Origin of the sequence: Thermopolyspora sp. NPDC052614 (assembly GCF_040678635.1) — a bacterium.
Classification (GTDB): Bacteria; Actinomycetota; Actinomycetes; order Streptosporangiales; family Streptosporangiaceae; genus Thermopolyspora.
On record NZ_JBFATZ010000001.1, the window covers coordinates 739643 to 756746 of the forward strand.

Here is a 17104-nt window from a genome sequence, read left to right on the forward strand (position 1 = left end):
ATGCGCCCCACCATGTCAGCCGTACCTCTGAAATCACGCTGAACGTCGGGTTTCAGAGGGTTCTCAGAGCAATCGCATAGGGTTCTGAGCCTGCGGGGGAGGGATGCTGGAAGCGCGATGGAGACACACACGAAGGCGGGGACGCTGCGACGCCCGGACGGCACGCCCGTACGGGTGCTGGTCGTCGACGACGAGCCGGACCTGGCCCAGTTGCTCGGCGCCGTGCTCCGCCAGGAGGGCTGGCAGGTGCGCACGGCCGCCGACGGCGGTTCGGCCGTACGGGAGGCCCGCGAGTTCCGGCCCGACGCGGTCGTCCTCGACGTGATGCTCCCGGACTTCGACGGCCTGGAGGTGATGCGCCGCCTGCGGGCCGAGGAGCCGCGGGTGTGCGTGCTGTTCCTCACCGCCAGGGACGCGGTCGAGGACCGGGTGGCCGGCATCACGGCGGGCGGCGACGACTACGTGACCAAGCCGTTCAGCCTGGAGGAGGTGCTCGCCCGACTGCACGGCCTGCTGCGCCGGGCGGGCATGACCCGGGCCGCCGCCGAGACAAGCCTCCTGGTCGCGGGCGACCTGACCATGGACGAGGACGCCCGCGAGGTGACCAGGGGCGGCGAGGTGATCGACCTGACCCCCACCGAGTTCGAGCTGCTGCGGTTCTTCATGCGCAATCCGCGCCGCGTGCTCAGCAAGGCGCGGATCCTCGACGAGGTCTGGTGCTACGACTTCGGCGGCCAGGCGCACGTGGTCGAGCTGTACGTCAGCTACCTGCGCAAGAAGCTCGACAACGGCGGCCCGCCCCTGATCCAGACGGTGCGCGGCGTCGGCTACGTGCTCAAACCATGATCCGCCGCCGGCTCCCCGGCACGGCGCGTCACCCGGCGACGCCCGGCCGGGTCACGGCCGGGAGGCGGTGGCGGGGGCCGCGGACGCTGCGCGGACGGCTGATCGCGGGCCTGCTGGTGCTGCTCGCGCTCGCCTGCGCCGCCGTCGGGCTGGCCTCGACGCTCGCGCTCGGCCGCTTCCTGGTGTCGCAACTCGACGCCCGGCTCACGCAGGACCGGGGCAGGTTCGCATCCAGCCTCGAACACGGCGAGCGGGACACGCGCGGCCAGTCCCCGGGCACCTTCGGCGCGCGCCTGATGAACGGCCGGGTCACGCACGCGGCCGCGGTGGCGGCGCCGGGCTCGGACGAATACGGCTCCGTCCTCACGCCCGACGACGAATACGCCCTGGCCGCGCTCCCCGCCGACGGCGTCCCCCGGACCGTCGAACTGCACGCGATCGACGAGTACCGGATGCGGGCCGTTCCCGGCCGCGACGGCGACGTGCTCGTCACCGGCCTGCCGATGGAGGGCGTCGAGGCGACCGTACGGCGGCTGCAGACCGTGGAGCTCGTCGTCTTCGCCGGCGTGCTCGCCGTGACGGGCCTCGCCGGCACCGTGTGGGTACGGCTGTCGCTGCGCCCCCTGCGCCGGGTCGCCGCCACCGCCGGCGAGGTCACCAAGCTGCCGCTGGCCAGCGGCCGGGTCACCCTGCCCGACCCGGTGCCAGACGCCGAGCCGTACAGCGAGGTCGGCCAGGTCGCGGCGGCGTTCAACCGCATGCTCGGCCACGTCGAGGACGCCCTGGCCCGCCGCCACGCCGGCGAGCAGCGCCTGCGCGCCTTCGCCGCCGACGCCGGGCACGAACTGCGCACCCCCCTGGCGGCCGTGCGCGGCTACGTGGAACTGGCCCGCCGCCACCCCGGCCCCCTCCCCGACGAGGTACGGCACGCGCTCGAACGCGTCCAGGCCGAATCCGACCGCATGGCCGCGCTCGTCGACGACCTGCTGCTGCTCGCCCGCCTCGACGCGGGCCGCCCCCTGCTCAGACAGGAGGTGGACGTCACCCGGCTCGCCATCGACGCCACCGGGGACGCCCGCGTGGCCGGCCCCGGCCACCGGTGGCGGCTGGAACTCCCCGAGGAGCCGGTCACCGTGCTCGGCGACCCCGGCCGCATCCACCAGGTCCTGGCGAACCTGCTGGCCAACGCCCGCGTCCACACGCCCGAGGGCAGCACGGTCACCGTCTCCGTCCGCGAGACGCCCGCCCCACCCGGGTCGGTGGAGCTGACCGTCGCCGACGACGGCCCCGGCATCCCCGCCGAGTTCCAGCGGGAGATCTTCGAGAGGTTCGCCCGCGCCGACAAGGCACGCTCCCGCGCCTCGGGCGGCACCGGGCTGGGCCTCGCCATCGTACGAGCGGTCGTCGCCGCCCATCACGGCACCGTGGAGGTGACGAGCGAGCCCGGGCACACGGTGTTCCGCGTCGTGTTCCCCAAGGCCCCGCCCGAGCCACCGCCCGAGCCGCCCCTCGTGCCACCCCCCGAGCCGCCGCCCGCCGTCTCCGGCGACCTGGCGGCCGGAGACGAGGCTCGGCGGTCCGACGGCGGATGAGCGTCTCCTGATCGAGTACGGCCGACGCGGTGGACCGGCCGTGACGGTTCACGCGAGAAGCGGTCAGGAGCCGAGCCGCTGGAGGCGGCGGGCGGCGGCCTGGTGGCGGGTGAGCATCTCCTCCACGCCGGGCACGGTGAGCGTCCCGTTCTCGACCAGGGTCCTGCCCGCGATGACGGTGTGGCGGGCGGCGGAGGGGCCGCAGCGCAGCCAGGCCTCGACCGGGTCGGTGAGGGCGCCGGCGTACGCGAGGCCCTCCAGCGGCCAGCACACCAGGTCACCGGCCGCGCCGACCGTCAGCTCGCCGAGCTCGCCGACGCGGCCGAGGCAGGCGGCGCCGCCCCGGGTGGCGATGTCGAGGGCGTCGCGGGCGGTCATCGCCGTAGGGCCGTGCCGCTGGCGGCCGAGGAGCAGGGCCATGCGGGACTCCAGCCAGAGGGAGGCGGAGTCGGTGGAGGACGAGCCGTCGCAGCCCAGGCCGACCGGGACGCCCGCCGCGCGGAAGTCGCGCACCGGGGCGATGCCGCCGCCGCCGATCATCATGTTGGAGCTGGGGCAGTGGGCCACGCCGACACCCGCCGCGCCCAGCCGGCCGATCTCCTCGGCGGAGGGGTAGATGCAGTGCGCCACCCAGGCGCGGTCCGTCATCCAGCCGACCTCCTCGAACTGCTCGATCGGTCGCCTGCCGAACCGCTCCAGGCAGTACGCGTCCTCGTCGGGGTCCTCGGCCAGGTGGGTGTGCAGCCGTACGTCGAGCCGCTCGGCCAGCTCGGCGGCGCGGCGCATCAGCGACGGGCTGACGCTGAACGGCGAGCACGGCGCGATCGCCACCCGCACCATGGCGCCGTGCGCGGGGTCGTGGTGGCGCGCGACCAGGCGTTCGCAGTCGGCGAGGATCTCGTCCTCGTCCTGCACCACCGAGTCGGGCGGCAGGCCGCCGTCCTTGACCGACAGGCTCATCGAGCCGCGGGTCGGGTGAAACCGGAAGCCCAGCTCCACGGCGGCCTGGATCTCCGCCGACCACAGGTCGCCGCCGCCGGCGGGCGCGACGTACAGGTGATCGGTGGAGGTGGTGCAGCCGCCCAGCGCGAGCTCGGCGAGCCCTACCCAGGCCGAGACGTACGACGCCTCCTCGTCGAGGCCGGCCCACAGCGGATACAGGGTGCTCAGCCACTGGAACAGGGTGCCGTTGACGGCGGGCGCGTACGCCCGGGTCAGGTTCTGGTAGATGTGATGGTGGGTGTTGATCAGCCCGGGGGTGACCAGGCAGCCGCTCGCGTCGAGCACCCGCGCGGCCTCCGGCTCCGGCCCGGTCCCCACGCCGCTGACCAGCCCGTTCGTGATCGCCACCCAGCCGCCGGCCAGTTCCCGCCGCTCGGCGTCGCAGGTCGCCACCAGTACGGCCCCGCGTACCAGCAGGTCGGCGCGTTCCGGAGTGGTTTCGCTCAGCACCCTGTCGATTATGCGCGAAAGGGAACACATCCCTCGGGGATGCGGAGCGCCGCAATACCTCCGATACCGCTTTGTGTCCGCTTCGTCCGGTCTAGGAGATTAGGGGCGGTCCCTTCGGGTAGTCGCCCTCCTACACCAAGGGCCGCGTGACGGCGAAAGCCCATGCGGCGAGGGGCGCGGGAGGGTGAGCAGATGACCGAGCACGAACCGGCCCAGGAACAGCCCGGCGCGGGCGAGGTGGGCGTGCACCGTCGTCCCATAGGCGAACCCCTGATCAATCCGGGTTTCTCGCGCAACATGGCCCCGCAGCGCCTCCAGGGCCCCGAGATCATCGAAATCCCCGTGGAGGAAGGGGACACCGGCGGGCCCGAAACGACCGACGCAGGTCGCCCCGCCACGACAGCCCCCCGCCCGTCCACTTCCAAATCGGCGCCCGAGCGGGCCCCCGCGATAGCCCCCCGCCCATCCAGCCCGGCGCCGGAACAACCATCCAGCTCGGCGCCGGAACAAACCCGCGCGGCCACCCCCCGTCGGCGTAAGCGCCCGATGGTGCTCCTGGCCGCCTCGGCCATGTTCTTCCTGATCGTCCGCCGCCTCATGAAGCGGACGACCGGCCGCCGCGTCACGCGCCGACGTCGTGTCGGTAGGCGCGGATAGAGTCGGCGGGTGGCCGACTCACAACAGTGCCTGTTCTGCGCGATCATCGCGGGCGAGAAGCCCGGGCAGCTCGTCTTCGACGACGGGACCGCCGTCGGTTTCCTCGACGCCCGCCCGGTCTTCAAGGGACACGTCCTGATGGTCCCGCGTACCCACGTCGAAACCCTCACCGACCTGCCGGTCGATCTGGTCGGCCCCTTCTTCGAACGGGTCAGGACCGTGACGGCCGCCGTCGAGCACGGCCTGGAGGCGGCGGGCACGTTCGTCGCGATGAACAATCGGATCAGCCAGAGCGTCCCCCACCTGCACGTGCACATCGTCCCCCGCAACCGCAAGGACGGCCTGCGCGGCTTCTTCTGGCCCCGCACCAGGTACGACGATTCCGCCGAGGCCGAGTCCTATGCCACGAAGATCCGCAATGCCCTCCCCGCTGAGGAATCGGTGCTGGGAGGGTAGGCTCCGGCTCCGTGGAGCCCGTGGTCCTGGTGTTCGTGGTGGCCGCCCTGGTGGGGGTGCCCGGCCTGGTGCTGTGGCGGGTCCTGCAGGGGCGGCGCGACCTCGGCAGCACGCGCGCCGAGCGTGCGACGTTCGAGACCCTGCACACCGCGTCCCTCGCCGCGCCGCCGCTGCGCGCGGGGCTGACCGCAGCGGGGGCGCTGAAGTCCTCCCGGCACCTGCGCGAGTTGCTCGGCTCCCCGGCGATCGCGATCACCGACAGCGAGCAGTTGCTCGTGTACGACGGCGCGGGCGACCACCACGCCGCCGAGGCGTTCGGCCACGCCGCGAACACCCTCAAGGACGGCAGAACCCAGGTGCTCGGCCCGGACGTGGTCGCCTGCGACGTGCCCGAATGCCTGATCCGATACGCCGTCGTCGTCCCCCTGACCACCGACGACCGGGTGGTGGGCTCGCTGGCCGCCTACGGCGACCACGCCTCGGCGGGCCTGGTCCGCGCCACCCAGGAGGTGGCCAGATGGGTGGACTCCCAGCTCGAACTCGCCGAACTGGACCGCTCGCGCACCCTCCTCATGGAGGCCGAGGTCCGCGCCCTGCGCGCCCAGATCTCCCCGCACTTCATCTACAACTCGCTCACCACGATCGCCTCGTTCGTCCGCACCGACCCCGAGCGCGCCCGCGAACTCCTCATCGAGTTCGCCGACTTCACCCGCTACTCCTTCCGCCGCCACGGCGAGTTCACCACCCTCGCCGAGGAACTGCGCTCCATCGACCGCTACCTGATGCTGGAACGCGCCCGCTTCGGCGACCAACTCCAGGTGACGCTCCGCATCGCCCCCGAGGTCCTGCCGGTCGCCCTGCCCTTCCTGTGCCTGCAACCCCTGGTCGAGAACGCGGTACGGCACGGCCTGGAAAGCAAGGACGGCGTCGGCCGAATCACGATCATCGCCGAGGACGCCGGCTCCGAGTGCCACATCAGCGTCGAGGACGACGGCATCGGCATGGACCCCGAACGCCTGCGCCGCATCCTCTCCGGCGACTCCGACGAACGCTCCGGCACCGGCGGCGTCGGCCTCGGCAACGTCGACGAGCGCCTCCGCCAGGTCTACGGCGACGAGTACGGCCTGGTGGTGGAGACCGGCCGCGGCGCCGGCACAAAGGTCAACGTCCGCCTCCCGAAGTACCACCCCGGCGTCTCGGTCCGGTAGAGAGCTCAGGAGAGTTCAGCCCCCCGCAGACACAACCGCCGGGTTCGGCTGGGAGCAGGCCGCGTCGGCGATCGATGCGCCGTGGACACGCCTGAGATAGTCGAGCGCGTGCTCGGTGGCCGGGTCGTGATTAAGACGCTCCCGATAGAAGTGGAGCCTGTCCTCGCAATCGTCGATGATCTCACTCCACGTGCGCGCCCAGATGCGTACGCCGCCCTCCCACTCGGCGATGCACCCCGGCGGCCGATTCGGAGCCGTCGCGTCACGCCGGACCACGTCGTCCATCTCGGTCGACACGACCCAGAAGTCCCAGCGCACTCGGGCGTCCCGGAACTGGGGATCGCTCACCACCGCCTGCGCGTAACTCTTGATCTGCCCGACCTCGGCCAGGCCGATCCGTACCTTAGGGGCCTTCAATTCGACGACGAGATGCTCCCGGCCGGAGCTGCCCCGCAGGGCCCGGCCCAGCATCAGGTCGACGATGCCTTGACGGCCGTCCTCGCGCCGTACCGGATCGGCGTCGTCTCCGTCCGGCTCTCGTCCCAGCGCACGAAGATGACGCCGGAGCACGATGTCGAGGCTCTGGTCGCTCACCATCAGGGCGTACGCGTCGCCGAACACCCACGTCTCGCGTTCTAGGATCTTGTGAAGCTCCTGCCGTTCCTTGAGCCGCTTGCGGTTCTCCGGGTCGAAAACGAGCAGTTTGAGCGCGGCGATGAAATCGAGCCGGGCGGTCACCTGGCCCGTAGCCTTGATCACCTCCGCGAGGGTGGTTCGCTGCAGCAGCCGTTTGAGCTCCTCCTGCTCGGCCTGGGGCAGGCGGAACAACTCGTCCAGCACCGGATAGAGGCCGCTTGGATCATGGGCGATGATCTCCTTGAGCAGGCGCAGCGTCGTCCGCTGGCTCTGCTTGGGCAGGCGGCGCGCGATCGTGGTCGCGACCTCGTCGAACATCCGCCGTTCCACCGCCGCGGCGGCGTCCTCCGGTTCCCCGGAGTACGGGTAGATCTTGTCCCGCTTCCACTTCTGAATCAGGCGTGCGCGACGCTGACGATCACGCTCCCGAAAGTGCGCGCGCAGCGTTTCCCGTGCGGCGTCCAGCAGTTCGACGATGTCGTCCATTTCGGCGAGAGGCAGGTCGCCGCGCCGCTCGACAAAGCCGTCCCAGAGCAGGTAGGCGGTGAAGTGGTAGCCGGGCGCCTGAATCCCGGGTGGGATCTCGTCGAGAACGACGCCGTTGGCATCGCACAGCGCCAGAACGCGGTCGACATCCTGTTCCCATTCGATGACCCGGAGGGTCGGTTGGGCCTGACCGTCGGCACCGGTCCAGCCGACCGGATACTCGGCGGTGTCGGCCCAGACTCCGGACGGGTCGAGTGCTTCACCCTGATAGGTGATCGTCACGTCGGGGTTGGCGGTGAGGAATGGGGCGAAGACCGAGGCGAGCTGTCGTGCGGTGTCGTTCTGCACCAGGCGGTTGACGAAATCCGCTGGGACATAGGCCTCGACCCGCGTGCCCGTCGGCTCGCCTGTCGGCTCGGGATCGGAGATGTCGAAATCCGTCGGATGCTCGCTCGCACCGGTGATGACCGAGCGGACGTTGCCTCCCTCCGGTGACTCCGCCACCGTCACCCAGCGCACCTGCGCACCCAGTGCGAAGGCGCGGAATCTGCCCTGCCCGCTGCGCCCATGCAATCCCCGCTTCAGGTCGGGAGACACCTTGGCGCGGTTCTTCCACGAGCCACCCAGCCCGCTGAAGTACTCCGCGCACCGATCATGCCGCATGCCGTGCCCGTCGTCTTGCACGCAGACGTATTCGACGCCGCCCAGTTCGTTGATGTCGACGTCGACGGTGACGGTGGAGGCCTCCGCGTCGAGGGCGTTCCAGATCATCTCGGTGACCGCGCCCACCGGGTCCTTGAGGCGGGCGAGTCGCAGGAGGTGATCGGGCTTGGCCTCGATATGAATCGAACGCACGGCGTCACTATCGCAGATCACAGGCAGGATGGCGGTGAGGATGGGGAACGGCGGCATCGCGAGATCGTGCCGTTTCCCCCAGCCGGGAAGAAAACGCGTGCGGAAATCTCGGCGGAGGATGCTCGTGGGCCTCCACGTGGACCTTGGCCGCGAGGTCCTCGGGCAGGGCGCGCGATGGCGGCGGATGTGCCTCTTGGTGCGCGTCCGGAGGGTGCAAAAGGGGGCAAAGGTTGTGGCGGGGGAGGCCACTTGGAACGCCAGGTACCAGGTGTGACATCGTAGGGCGCGCGGGCCATTACTCTCGGTTGACGCGTCTTTTCGGACGGCGTGGCCCGATCGACGTATGACCGTTGGCCGAACGAGCGGCCGTACGAGTGGCCGTACGGGCTGCGCTGGGGAGCTCTGATGTCGCAGATGATTAAACTCGACCCGGAGGAGTCGGCGCGGGCCCGGTTTGCCTATGAGTTGCGCCGGCGCAGGCTGGCGGCGGGGATGACGCAGGCTCAGCTCGGGCGGCGGATCGGGTTCTCGGGGAGCCTGGTCGGGGCGGTGGAGACGCTCAGGCGCGCGGCCAGTGAGGAGTTCGCGGAGCTGAGCGACCGGGCGTTCGGGCTCGACGGCGTGTTGGTGCGGTTGCAGCGCGAGGCGTGGCCGCCTCCGCCGCCCGTTCCCGAGCACTATCGGGACTGGACGATCGAGGAACGGCGGGCCGGCGCCATTAAGATGTGGGATCCGCTTCTTATACCTGGGATATTTCAGACCGAACGTTATGCGAGGCGTGTGTTTGAATGCGCCCCGGGGATAGATTCGCGGCAGGTGGATGAGCGGGTCGCCGGGAGAATGCAACGCAAGGCGATTCTGACCCAGGAGAGCCCGCCCGTGATCGTCAGTTTGATCGACGAGGGGGTTCTGCATCGTCCGATAGGAGGTCCGAAGATATTACGTGAGCAACTGCTCTATTTGACCGAGATCGCGCGGCATCCGCGGGTGCGGCTGCAGATCGTGCCCGCCGGGGCCGAGGCGATCCCCGGCCTGCTCGGCGCGTTCAGCATCGCCGAACTCAAGGGGGCCCCGTACGTGGCCTATGTGGAGTCCGCGCCGCGCGGCCGGATGGTGAACGACAGGGAGGTGATCACTGCACTCGCCCGTCGATACGACGACATCCGCGTCCACGCCTGCTCGCAGATCCAGTCGCTTGCGATCCTCGATGAGGCGGTGAACAGGTGGACTTAAGCGCCGCACAGTGGCGCAAATCCCTCGTGTCCGGCGACGACGGCGGCCAGTGCGTGCAGGTGGCGACGAACCTGCCGGGAATCGTCGCCGTGCGGGACTCGAAGGACCCCGCGGGACCGGTCCTCGTCCTCACCGCGGGCGAGTGGGCGTGGTTCCTCGGCGCCATCAGGAGCGGAATCTTCGATATCTGACCGAGTTTTGTGCAAAAGGCGTTCCGGGTGGTGACCCCGTCCGTCACGATCGCTCCTCCCGGCGCCTTCCCCAGCGCTCCACCCTTCCTTCCCGGCGTGCCCGCGTGCCCGGCCGCGGCCGACGGCGCCGAGGGGCGCGGGGTGGTCTCGCCTCTGATCGCGATACGCGTGGGTGATCGTTCCCGGTACGGCGGTGACGTGCGGCGGCGGCGTCGCGAACCTCTTTTCTCCCTGCGGTCCACTCTGTCAGTCCTCCAGGTCAGGACGAATGCTCTAGGTGGCCAGCGTTGACATTGGATGTCGGATTCATCACGCTCAAGGACATTCGTAGTAAGCATTGGGGAGTGAACGTGGCCGGCCTGAGAGTCCTGGCGGTGGATGACGAGCAGCCCGCCCTGGAGGATCTGGCGTATCTGCTACGAGCCGATTCCAGGATCGGGGAGGTGCTCACGGCTCGCGACGGGGCCTCGGCGTTGCGGCTGCTGGATCGGGCGCTGGCGGAGGGGCGGCCGATCGAGGCGGTGTTCCTCGACATCCGCATGCGTGGGCTCGACGGGGTGGTGCTCGGCAGGTTGCTGGCGCAGTTCGCCCGGCCGCCCCGTGTCGTGTTCGTCACCGCGTACGAGGAGCACGCGGTCGACGCCTTCGAGATCAAGGCCGAGGACTACCTGCTCAAGCCGGTACGGCCGGACCGCCTGGCCGAGGCGATCCGCCGGGTGCACGCGGCCTCGCCGGACGCGGCCGAATCCGACGGCGCCGCCCGTGCCGCCGCCGAGGGCGAGACGATTCCGGTGGAATTGGGCGGGGTGACCCGGTTCGTGGCGAGCACCGACGTGCGCTATGTGGAGGCGCAGGGCGACTACGCCCGGCTGCACACCTCCTCCGGCAGCCATCTGGTGCGCATTCCGCTGGCCGTGCTGGAGGACCGGTGGGGCGCGGCCGGCTTCGTACGGGTGCACCGCAGCCACCTGGTCTCGGTGAAGCACATCGACGAGCTGCACCTGGACTCCGGGCGGTGCACCGTCCGGATCGGGGACACCGAGATCCCGGTCAGCCGCCGCCACACCCGGGAACTGCGCGACCTGCTGGTGCGCCGGGCTCGGCCGGGGCGGGGCGAGTGAATCCGCGTCCCGGCGACCGGCGTACGCCGGAGAGGCACGCGCCGGAGAAACGCATGCCGGACAAGCGCACCCCGGAGAGACGTCAGACCGAGCGCCGGCCGATGGACCGGCCGCGCCGAGAGACGGTGACGAGCCCGCGCACGCTCGCGGCCCGCCGCCCCCGGCACTCGCCCACCCGAGAGATCGACGAGCAGACCCAGCTCGGCGAGGTCTACATGCGCTCGCTGGTGCGCACCCAGCTTCGGCTCGGCCTGTTCGTGTGCACGCTTCTCGGCTGCGTGGTCGGGGGCCTGCCGCTGCTGTTCCTGCTGGTCCCGGGGTTGCGCGAGCTCAAGGTGCTCGGCCTGCCGCTGCCGTGGGTGCTGCTCGGCGGGCTGATCTACCCGCTGCTCGTGCTCGGCGGCTACTTCTACGTGCGCAGCGCCGAGCGCAACGAGCGCGACTTCGCCGAGCTGGTCGACCGCCCATGACCCGACCGCCCATGACCCCACCGCCCGTGATCGCCGAGTCCGTGACCGTACCGCCCGTGAGCGGCCGGTCGAAGGCGCGCCGCCCGCCATCGGACCGACGGTGAGACGACGGCGATGAGCTCGGCCTACGGCGTCGCCGCCGTGCTGCTGGTGGTCATGGCGACGGTCCTGATCGGCGCCTTCGGCATCCGCCTGTCCCGGACCACCTCGGACTTCTACGTCGCCTCGCGTACGGTCTCCCCGCTGTGGAACGCCTCGGCGATCGGCGGCGAGTACCTGTCCGGCGCGTCGTTCCTCGGCATCGCCGGCCTGATCCTCGCCTACGGCGCGGACATGCTGTGGCTGCCGGTCGGCTGGACGGGCGGCTACCTGGTGCTGCTGGTGCTCGTCTCGGCACCGCTGCGCCGCTCGGGCGCCTACACGCTGCCGGACTTCGCCGAGGCGCGCCTGGAGTCCATGGCGGTACGCCGTACGGCGAGCGTCCTGGTGGTGCTCATCGGCTGGCTCTACCTGATGCCGCAGTTCCAGAGCGCCGGCCTGGTGCTGCGGGGCGTCACCGGGGCGCCGGTGTGGGCCGGCGGGGTGCTGGTCGCGGTGGTGGTCGCGGTCAACGTGCTGTCCGGCGGCATGCGGTCGATCACCTTCGTGCAGGCGTTCCAGTACTGGCTGAAGCTGACCGCGCTCGCGCTCCCGCTCATGTTCGCGCTGTTCGCCTGGCACGCCGACGGCCGCCCGGACATCGTGCGCGACGGCCTGCCGGTCTTCGCCGAGAAGACCACCGTCACCTTCGCCACGGACGTGACGATCGAGGTGGAGCAGACGGTGTGGGTGAGCGTCTCCGGCACCCTCGACGGCCGGGCGGCGAACGGCCCGGTGACCCTCACCGAGGGGGCGCACCGGGTCCGGCACGACGCCACGATGACCTTCCCCGCCGGTACGGCGGTGCCGCACGTGGACAACCTGCCCGCGCTGACCGACCACGAGTGGGCGCTGCCGCTGCAGGGCCGCGACCATCCGGTCTACGCGACTTACTCCCTGATCCTGGCCACCTTCCTCGGCACGATGGGCCTGCCGCACGTGCTGGTCCGCTTCTACACCAACCCGGACGGCCGGGCCGCCCGCCGTACGACGCTGGTGGTGCTGTCGCTGCTCGGCGCGTTCTACCTGCTGCCCGCCGTGTACGGCGCGCTCGGCCGCCTCTACACGCCCGAGCTGCTGATGACCGGCCGCACCGACGCGGTGGTGCTGACCCTGCCGGGCCGGCTGATCGGGGGCACGCTCGGCGAGCTGCTCACCGCCCTGGTCGCGGCGGGGGCGTTCGCGGCGTTCCTGTCCACCTCCTCGGGGCTGACGGTGTCGGTGGCCGGGGTGATCGGGCAGGACATCCTCGGCGGCGGGGTGCGCGCGTTCCGCGTCGCCACCGTGCTGGCGGTGATCGCCCCGCTGGCGCTGGCGATGGTGGCGCGGGCGCTGGCGGTGGCCGACGTGGTGGGGCTGGCGTTCGCCGTCGCCGCCTCGTCGTTCTGCCCGCTGCTGGTGCTCGGCATCTGGTGGCGGCGGCTGACCACCGTGGGCGCGATGGCGGGGCTGCTCGCGGGCGGCGGGCTGGCCGGGGTGGCGGTGGCGGCCACGATCATCGGCGGGCCGTACGGGGGATGGTGGGGGGCGCTGCTCGCCCAGCCGGCCGCCTGGACGGTGCCGATCTCCTTCATCGTCATGATCGTGGTATCGCTGGCCACGCCCCGGAAGGTGCCCCCGGGGGTCGCCCGCACGATGGTCCGGCTGCACACCCCGGAGACGCTGAAGGTCGACCGCGGCAATTGGCATCCGCGGTCCGCCTGACCGCTCACCGCAGGATTCCTACCACTCATCGCAACGGATGTCGGGCTGGGCGCGATAGGTGGACGACTGGCCGATTGTCGCCGTTCCGGTCTCGTAAGGGGTGGCGATAGCCTCCTACGTTATGCGTGATCCAGATCACAGCCGTAGGAGGTGCCGTGACCACCAGGCAGCACGATACGACGATCTACGAACAAATTCAGGCAAGTGACCGGTTTCAGGAACTGCGCAGAAAGTTCCGGAACTGGACTTTCCCGGCGACCGTCGCCTTCCTGGCGTGGTACCTGCTCTACGTGATCCTTTCCGGCGTTGCTCGCGATTTCATGTCGGCGAAGGTGCTCGGCAACATCAACGTGGCGTTGATCTTCGGCCTGCTGCAGTTCGTGTCCACCTTCCTCATCGCATGGGCGTACTCGCGGCACGCGGCGACGAAACTCGACCCGATCGCCGACGAGCTCCGTCATGAGGTCGAGGAGAAGAGCCGATGAACCAGCACGTCCTTTCCATCATCCTTTTCGTGGTGTTCGTCGCGGGGACGATCGGCATCACCTTCTGGGCCAGCAAGAACACCAGGACCGCGGCGGACTATTACGCGGGCGGCCGGTCGTTCAGCGGCGTGCAGAACGGCCTGGCCATCGGCGGCGACTACATGTCGGCGGCCTCGTTCCTCGGCATCGCCGGCATCATCGCGCTCTACGGTTACGACGGATTCCTCTACTCGATCGGCTTCCTGGTCGCGTGGCTGGTGGCGCTGCTCCTGGTCGCCGAGCTGATGCGTAACTCCGGCAAGTTCACCATGGCGGACGTGCTCGCCTTCCGGATGAGCCCCCGCCCGGTGCGCACCGCCGCCGGCGTCTCCACGATCACGGTGTCCATCTTCTACCTGCTCGCCCAGATGGTCGGCGCCGGCGCCCTGGTGGGCCTGCTGTTCGGCATCCAGGGCGAGGCGGCCAAGGCCGGCACGATCGCGGTCGTCGGCCTCCTGATGATCATTTACGTGGTGTTCGGCGGCATGAAGGGCACCACCTGGGTCCAGATCGTCAAGGCCGTCCTGCTCATGTCGGGCGCGGCCCTGATCACCCTGCTGGTGCTCGGCAAGTACGGCTTCAACCTGTCCACCCTGCTCGGCACCGCCGCGGAGCAGAGCGGCAAGGGCGACCAGTTCCTTGAGCCGGGCGGACGGTATGCCACCGACGCGCAGGGCATCACCGGCATCATCGACCTGATCAGCCTGGGCCTCGCCCTGGTCCTCGGCACCGCCGGTCTGCCGCACATCCTCATCCGCTTCTACACCGTCCCGACGGCCAAGGAAGCCCGCAAGTCGGTCAACTGGGGCATCGGCATCATCGGCGCGTTCTACCTGCTCACCCTCGTCCTCGGCTTCGGCGCCGCCGCCCTGGTCGGCAGCGAGGCGATCCGCAAGCAGAACGCGGCCGGCAACACCGCCGCCCCGCAACTCGCCCAGGCCGCCGGAGAGCTGATCTTCGGTGAGACGGGCGGCACCATCCTGCTGGCGGTCATCGCGGCGGTGGCGTTCGCCACGATTCTCGCCGTGGTCGCCGGCCTCACCCTCGCCTCGTCCTCCTCCTTCGCCCACGACCTGTACGCGCACGTGTTCAAGCGCGGCAACGTCACCGAGCGCCAGGAGATGGTCGTCGCGCGGATCGCCGCCTTCGTCATCGGCATCGCGGCGATCGGCCTGGGCATCCTCGCCCAGGGCCTGAACGTGGCCTTCCTGGTCGCCCTGGCGTTCGCGGTCGCGGCCTCCGGCAACCTGCCCGCCATCCTGTACAGCCTGTTCTGGAAGCGGTTCAACACCTCGGGCGCCGTCTGGGCGATCTACGGCGGTCTCATCTCGGCGGTGGTCCTGGTGATCTTCTCGCCGGTGGGCTCGGGCAAGCCGACCTCGCTGTTCCCCGACGTGGACTTCCACTGGTTCCCGCTGGACAACCCCGGCATCGTGTCGATCCCGCTCGGCTTCCTGTGCGGCTACCTCGGCACGATCCTCAGCAAGGAGTACAACGCGACCAAGTTCGCCGAGATCGAGGTCCGCTCCCTCACCGGCGCGGGCGCCGAGAAGGCGTCGCTGCACTGACGATCCTCGCCGGCCCTCCAGGGGTCCTGGGGTCCTGGAGGGCCGGTCATCCCCACCAGAGGGCAACCAGAGGGTCGGGAAAAGTCGGAAAGAACGGAAAGGCTCGGATGCGTGCCAGGACCTCTGGGGCGTCCCGGTGCGCATCCGAGCCCCGGCGCGGGCCCCGGGTCACCCGGAGGCCGGCTCCGGGTCCGGGTCCGGGTCAGCGGGAACCTCGCAGGAAGGCGAGCAGCCGCTCCAGCGGCCAGGTGTTGATCACATCCTCGCGGGTCAGCCAGGCTCGCTGGGCGATGCCGACGCCGAACCGCTGGTGCGCCAGATGCGGCACGGCGTGGGCGTCGCTGTCGATGGAGAACTTCACCCCGTGGTGGCGCGCCAGCCGTACCAGATCGGACGGCAGGTCGGCGCGGTCGGGGTAGGAGTCGATCTCCATCGCCGTCCCGGTGCGGGCGGCGGCGCGGAACACCGCGTCCCAGTCGGCCTCCACCGGGGGCCGCTTGCCGATCTTGCGGGTCGTGGGGTGCCCGATGATGTGCACCCCCGGGTTCTCACAGGCGGCGATGAGCCGCCGGGTCATCTCCTCCGAGGACTGGGTGAAATGCGAGTGGACGGACGCGACGCAGACGTCGAAGCCGTCGAGCACCTCCGCCGGCCAGTCCACCGTGCCGTCCGGGCCGATGTTCAGCTCGGTGCCGTGCAGCAGCCGCAGGTCCGGATGGGACTCCTGCAGCCGGCGCACCCGCTCGCGCTGCGCCAGCGCCTTCTCCAGCGTCATCCGCTGCATCACCAGGTCTGGCGCGTGGTCGGTCACCGCGTAGTACGCGTACCCGCGCCGCGCCGCCGCCGCGACCATCTCCTCCAGCGACGCCACCCCGTCGGTGAGGTCGGTGTGCGTGTGCAGGTCGCCGCGGACGTCCTCCAGGGTCACCAGGCGCGGCAGCTCCCCGCGCAGCGCCGCCTCGATCTCGCCGCCGTCCTCGCGCAGCGTCGGCGGCACCCACGGCATGCCGAGCGCGGCGTAGATCTCCTCCTCGGTCTCGGCGGCGATCACCCGCTCGCCCTCGAACAGGCCGTACTCCGACAGCTTCCAGCCGCGCTTCACGCAGATCTCGCGCAGCCGTACGTTGTGCTCCTTGGAGCCGGTGAAGTACTGCAGGGCCGCCCCCCACGACCCGGCCGGCACCACCCGCAGGTCCACCTGGAGCCCCGGCCCGGTGAGCACGGAGGTCTTCGCCTCGCCGCTCGCGATCACCTCGGTGACGTACGGCTGCCGCCGGAAGGCGTCCATCAGCGCCGCCGGATCGTCGGCGGTGGCGAGCACGTCGATGTCGCCGATCGTCTCCCGCATGCGGCGCAGCGACCCGGCGTACGCGACCCGGTTGACGCCCGGGACCTCCCGCAGCGAGGCGAGGACCTGCTCGGCGAGGGCGGTGGCCACGCCCAGGTGCACCCGCGCGCCGGACCGCCGGAGCTGCTCGATGCCCTTGAGCAGGTTCGCCTCGGTCTTCGGGCCGAAGCCCTTGCGGCCTTTGAGCCGCCCGGCGCGGATCGCCTCGGCGAGCGCGTCGGGGGAGTCGATGCCGTACTCGTTGAACAGCAGCAGCGCCGTCTTCGGGCCGAGGCTCGGGATGCGGGTGAGCCGCCGCACGCCCTCGGGCACCAGGGCGCGCAGCTCGTCGAGCTGCCGGAAGCTGCCCCGGCGGAGGAACTCCTCCATCTTCTTCGCGATCGCCTCGCCGACGCCGGGCACCTCGCGCACGTCGACGACCGAGATGTCCTCCGGATGACCGGCGATCGCCTTGGCCGCCTTCTGATAGCTGCGCACCCGGAAGGCGTCCCCGCCGGTGAGCGCGAACAGCTCCGCGTACTCCTGAAGCGCCGCCGCTGCCGCGTCGTTTGCCCGTGCCATGGGGAAAGCGTACGGCCTGGCCTGCTTCGGCTAGAGTACATATCGTCTGACCTGGGGT

General features: G+C 70.7%; 15 protein-coding genes. 12 read left to right on the top strand and 3 right to left on the bottom strand.

What is annotated here, in order from left to right; translation table 11 throughout:
* Nucleotides 1-117: 117 nt before the first annotated feature.
* Together AB0K60_RS03105 and AB0K60_RS03110 are read left to right on the top strand one after the other, a co-directional pair.
* The gene (locus AB0K60_RS03105) at nt 118-846 is read left to right on the top strand and encodes a response regulator transcription factor (protein ID WP_364047942.1); all 729 of its coding nucleotides are present in this window, start codon (nt 118-120) and stop codon (nt 844-846) included.
* Entirely contained in the window at nt 843-2438 is a 1596-nt protein-coding gene (locus AB0K60_RS03110) for a HAMP domain-containing sensor histidine kinase (RefSeq protein WP_364047944.1), read from the top strand. Before AB0K60_RS03105 ends, AB0K60_RS03110 begins: the two co-directional genes overlap by 4 nt.
* A gap of 63 nt (nt 2439-2501) precedes the next feature.
* Here the strand turns inward: AB0K60_RS03110 and AB0K60_RS03115 are convergent, their stop codons facing one another.
* Entirely contained in the window at nt 2502-3890 is a 1389-nt protein-coding gene (locus AB0K60_RS03115) for an 8-oxoguanine deaminase (RefSeq protein ID WP_364047946.1), read from the bottom strand.
* 192 nt (nt 3891-4082) lie between these two features.
* Here AB0K60_RS03115 and AB0K60_RS03120 point away from each other — a divergent pair, with 192 nt between their 5' ends.
* Genes AB0K60_RS03120 through AB0K60_RS03130 form a run of 3 tightly spaced genes read left to right on the top strand, consistent with a single transcriptional unit; the run spans nt 4083 to nt 6211 of the window.
* On the top strand, nt 4083-4547 hold the full coding sequence (locus AB0K60_RS03120) for a hypothetical protein (protein WP_364047948.1): 465 nt from the start codon (nt 4083-4085) through the stop codon (nt 4545-4547).
* A 9-nt stretch (nt 4548-4556) separates the two neighbouring features.
* Nucleotides 4557-5003: an HIT family protein gene (locus tag AB0K60_RS03125; RefSeq protein WP_364047950.1), complete on the top strand. Its 447-nt coding sequence runs from the start codon at nt 4557-4559 to the stop codon at nt 5001-5003.
* Nucleotides 5004-5014: 11 nt separating this feature from the next.
* Nucleotides 5015-6211 carry a histidine kinase gene (locus tag AB0K60_RS03130; protein ID WP_364047952.1) on the top strand — a complete coding sequence of 399 codons (1197 nt, stop codon included), beginning with the start codon at nt 5015-5017 and terminating at the stop codon, nt 6209-6211.
* 15 nt (nt 6212-6226) lie between these two features.
* Here the strand turns inward: AB0K60_RS03130 and AB0K60_RS03135 are convergent, their stop codons facing one another.
* Nucleotides 6227-8245, bottom strand: coding sequence for an ATP-binding protein (locus tag AB0K60_RS03135; RefSeq protein ID WP_364047954.1), 2019 nt, complete (start codon nt 8243-8245; stop codon nt 6227-6229).
* 348 nt (nt 8246-8593) lie between these two features.
* Between AB0K60_RS03135 and AB0K60_RS03140 the strand changes: the two genes are divergently transcribed.
* From AB0K60_RS03140 to AB0K60_RS03170, 7 genes are all read left to right on the top strand, one after another.
* The gene (locus tag AB0K60_RS03140; RefSeq protein WP_364047956.1) at nt 8594-9421 is read left to right on the top strand and encodes a helix-turn-helix transcriptional regulator; all 828 of its coding nucleotides are present in this window, start codon (nt 8594-8596) and stop codon (nt 9419-9421) included.
* Nucleotides 9412-9612 carry a DUF397 domain-containing protein gene (locus AB0K60_RS03145; RefSeq protein WP_364047958.1) on the top strand — a complete coding sequence of 67 codons (201 nt, stop codon included), beginning with the start codon at nt 9412-9414 and terminating at the stop codon, nt 9610-9612. Before AB0K60_RS03140 ends, AB0K60_RS03145 begins: the two co-directional genes overlap by 10 nt.
* Nucleotides 9613-9962: 350 nt before the next feature.
* Nucleotides 9963-10733 (top strand): LytTR family DNA-binding domain-containing protein, encoded by a 771-nt coding sequence (locus tag AB0K60_RS03150; protein ID WP_364047960.1) that lies wholly within the window; start codon nt 9963-9965, stop codon nt 10731-10733.
* A gap of 53 nt (nt 10734-10786) precedes the next feature.
* Nucleotides 10787-11203: a hypothetical protein gene (locus AB0K60_RS03155; RefSeq protein ID WP_364047962.1), complete on the top strand. Its 417-nt coding sequence runs from the start codon at nt 10787-10789 to the stop codon at nt 11201-11203.
* Nucleotides 11204-11317: 114 nt separating this feature from the next.
* Nucleotides 11318-13045 (top strand): cation acetate symporter, encoded by a 1728-nt coding sequence (locus tag AB0K60_RS03160; RefSeq protein WP_364047964.1) that lies wholly within the window; start codon nt 11318-11320, stop codon nt 13043-13045.
* Between the two features lie 155 nt (nt 13046-13200).
* Nucleotides 13201-13530, top strand: coding sequence for a DUF485 domain-containing protein (locus AB0K60_RS03165; protein ID WP_364047966.1), 330 nt, complete (start codon nt 13201-13203; stop codon nt 13528-13530).
* Nucleotides 13527-15137 (top strand): cation acetate symporter, encoded by a 1611-nt coding sequence (locus tag AB0K60_RS03170; RefSeq protein ID WP_364047968.1) that lies wholly within the window; start codon nt 13527-13529, stop codon nt 15135-15137. The genes AB0K60_RS03165 and AB0K60_RS03170 overlap by 4 nt, the downstream gene beginning before the upstream one ends.
* A gap of 202 nt (nt 15138-15339) precedes the next feature.
* Here AB0K60_RS03170 and polX read toward each other — a convergent pair whose 3' ends face one another.
* Complete coding sequence (gene polX / locus AB0K60_RS03175; RefSeq protein WP_364047970.1) at nt 15340-17046, bottom strand: DNA polymerase/3'-5' exonuclease PolX; 1707 nt, start codon at nt 17044-17046, stop codon at nt 15340-15342.
* Nucleotides 17047-17104: the final 58 nt, after the last annotated feature.

Coding starts and splice junctions, on each gene's coding strand:
- AB0K60_RS03105 (WP_364047942.1), top strand. CDS start 118: ATGGAGACACACACGAAGGCGGGGACGCTGCGACGCCCGGACGGCACG.
- AB0K60_RS03110 (WP_364047944.1), top strand. CDS start 843: ATGATCCGCCGCCGGCTCCCCGGCACGGCGCGTCACCCGGCGACGCCC.
- AB0K60_RS03120 (WP_364047948.1), top strand. CDS start 4,083: ATGACCGAGCACGAACCGGCCCAGGAACAGCCCGGCGCGGGCGAGGTG.
- AB0K60_RS03135 (WP_364047954.1), bottom strand. CDS start 8,245: ATGCCGCCGTTCCCCATCCTCACCGCCATCCTGCCTGTGATCTGCGAT.
- AB0K60_RS03140 (WP_364047956.1), top strand. CDS start 8,594: ATGTCGCAGATGATTAAACTCGACCCGGAGGAGTCGGCGCGGGCCCGG.
- AB0K60_RS03155 (WP_364047962.1), top strand. CDS start 10,787: ATGCCGGACAAGCGCACCCCGGAGAGACGTCAGACCGAGCGCCGGCCG.
- AB0K60_RS03160 (WP_364047964.1), top strand. CDS start 11,318: ATGAGCTCGGCCTACGGCGTCGCCGCCGTGCTGCTGGTGGTCATGGCG.
- AB0K60_RS03170 (WP_364047968.1), top strand. CDS start 13,527: ATGAACCAGCACGTCCTTTCCATCATCCTTTTCGTGGTGTTCGTCGCG.
- polX (WP_364047970.1), bottom strand. CDS start 17,046: ATGGCACGGGCAAACGACGCGGCAGCGGCGGCGCTTCAGGAGTACGCG.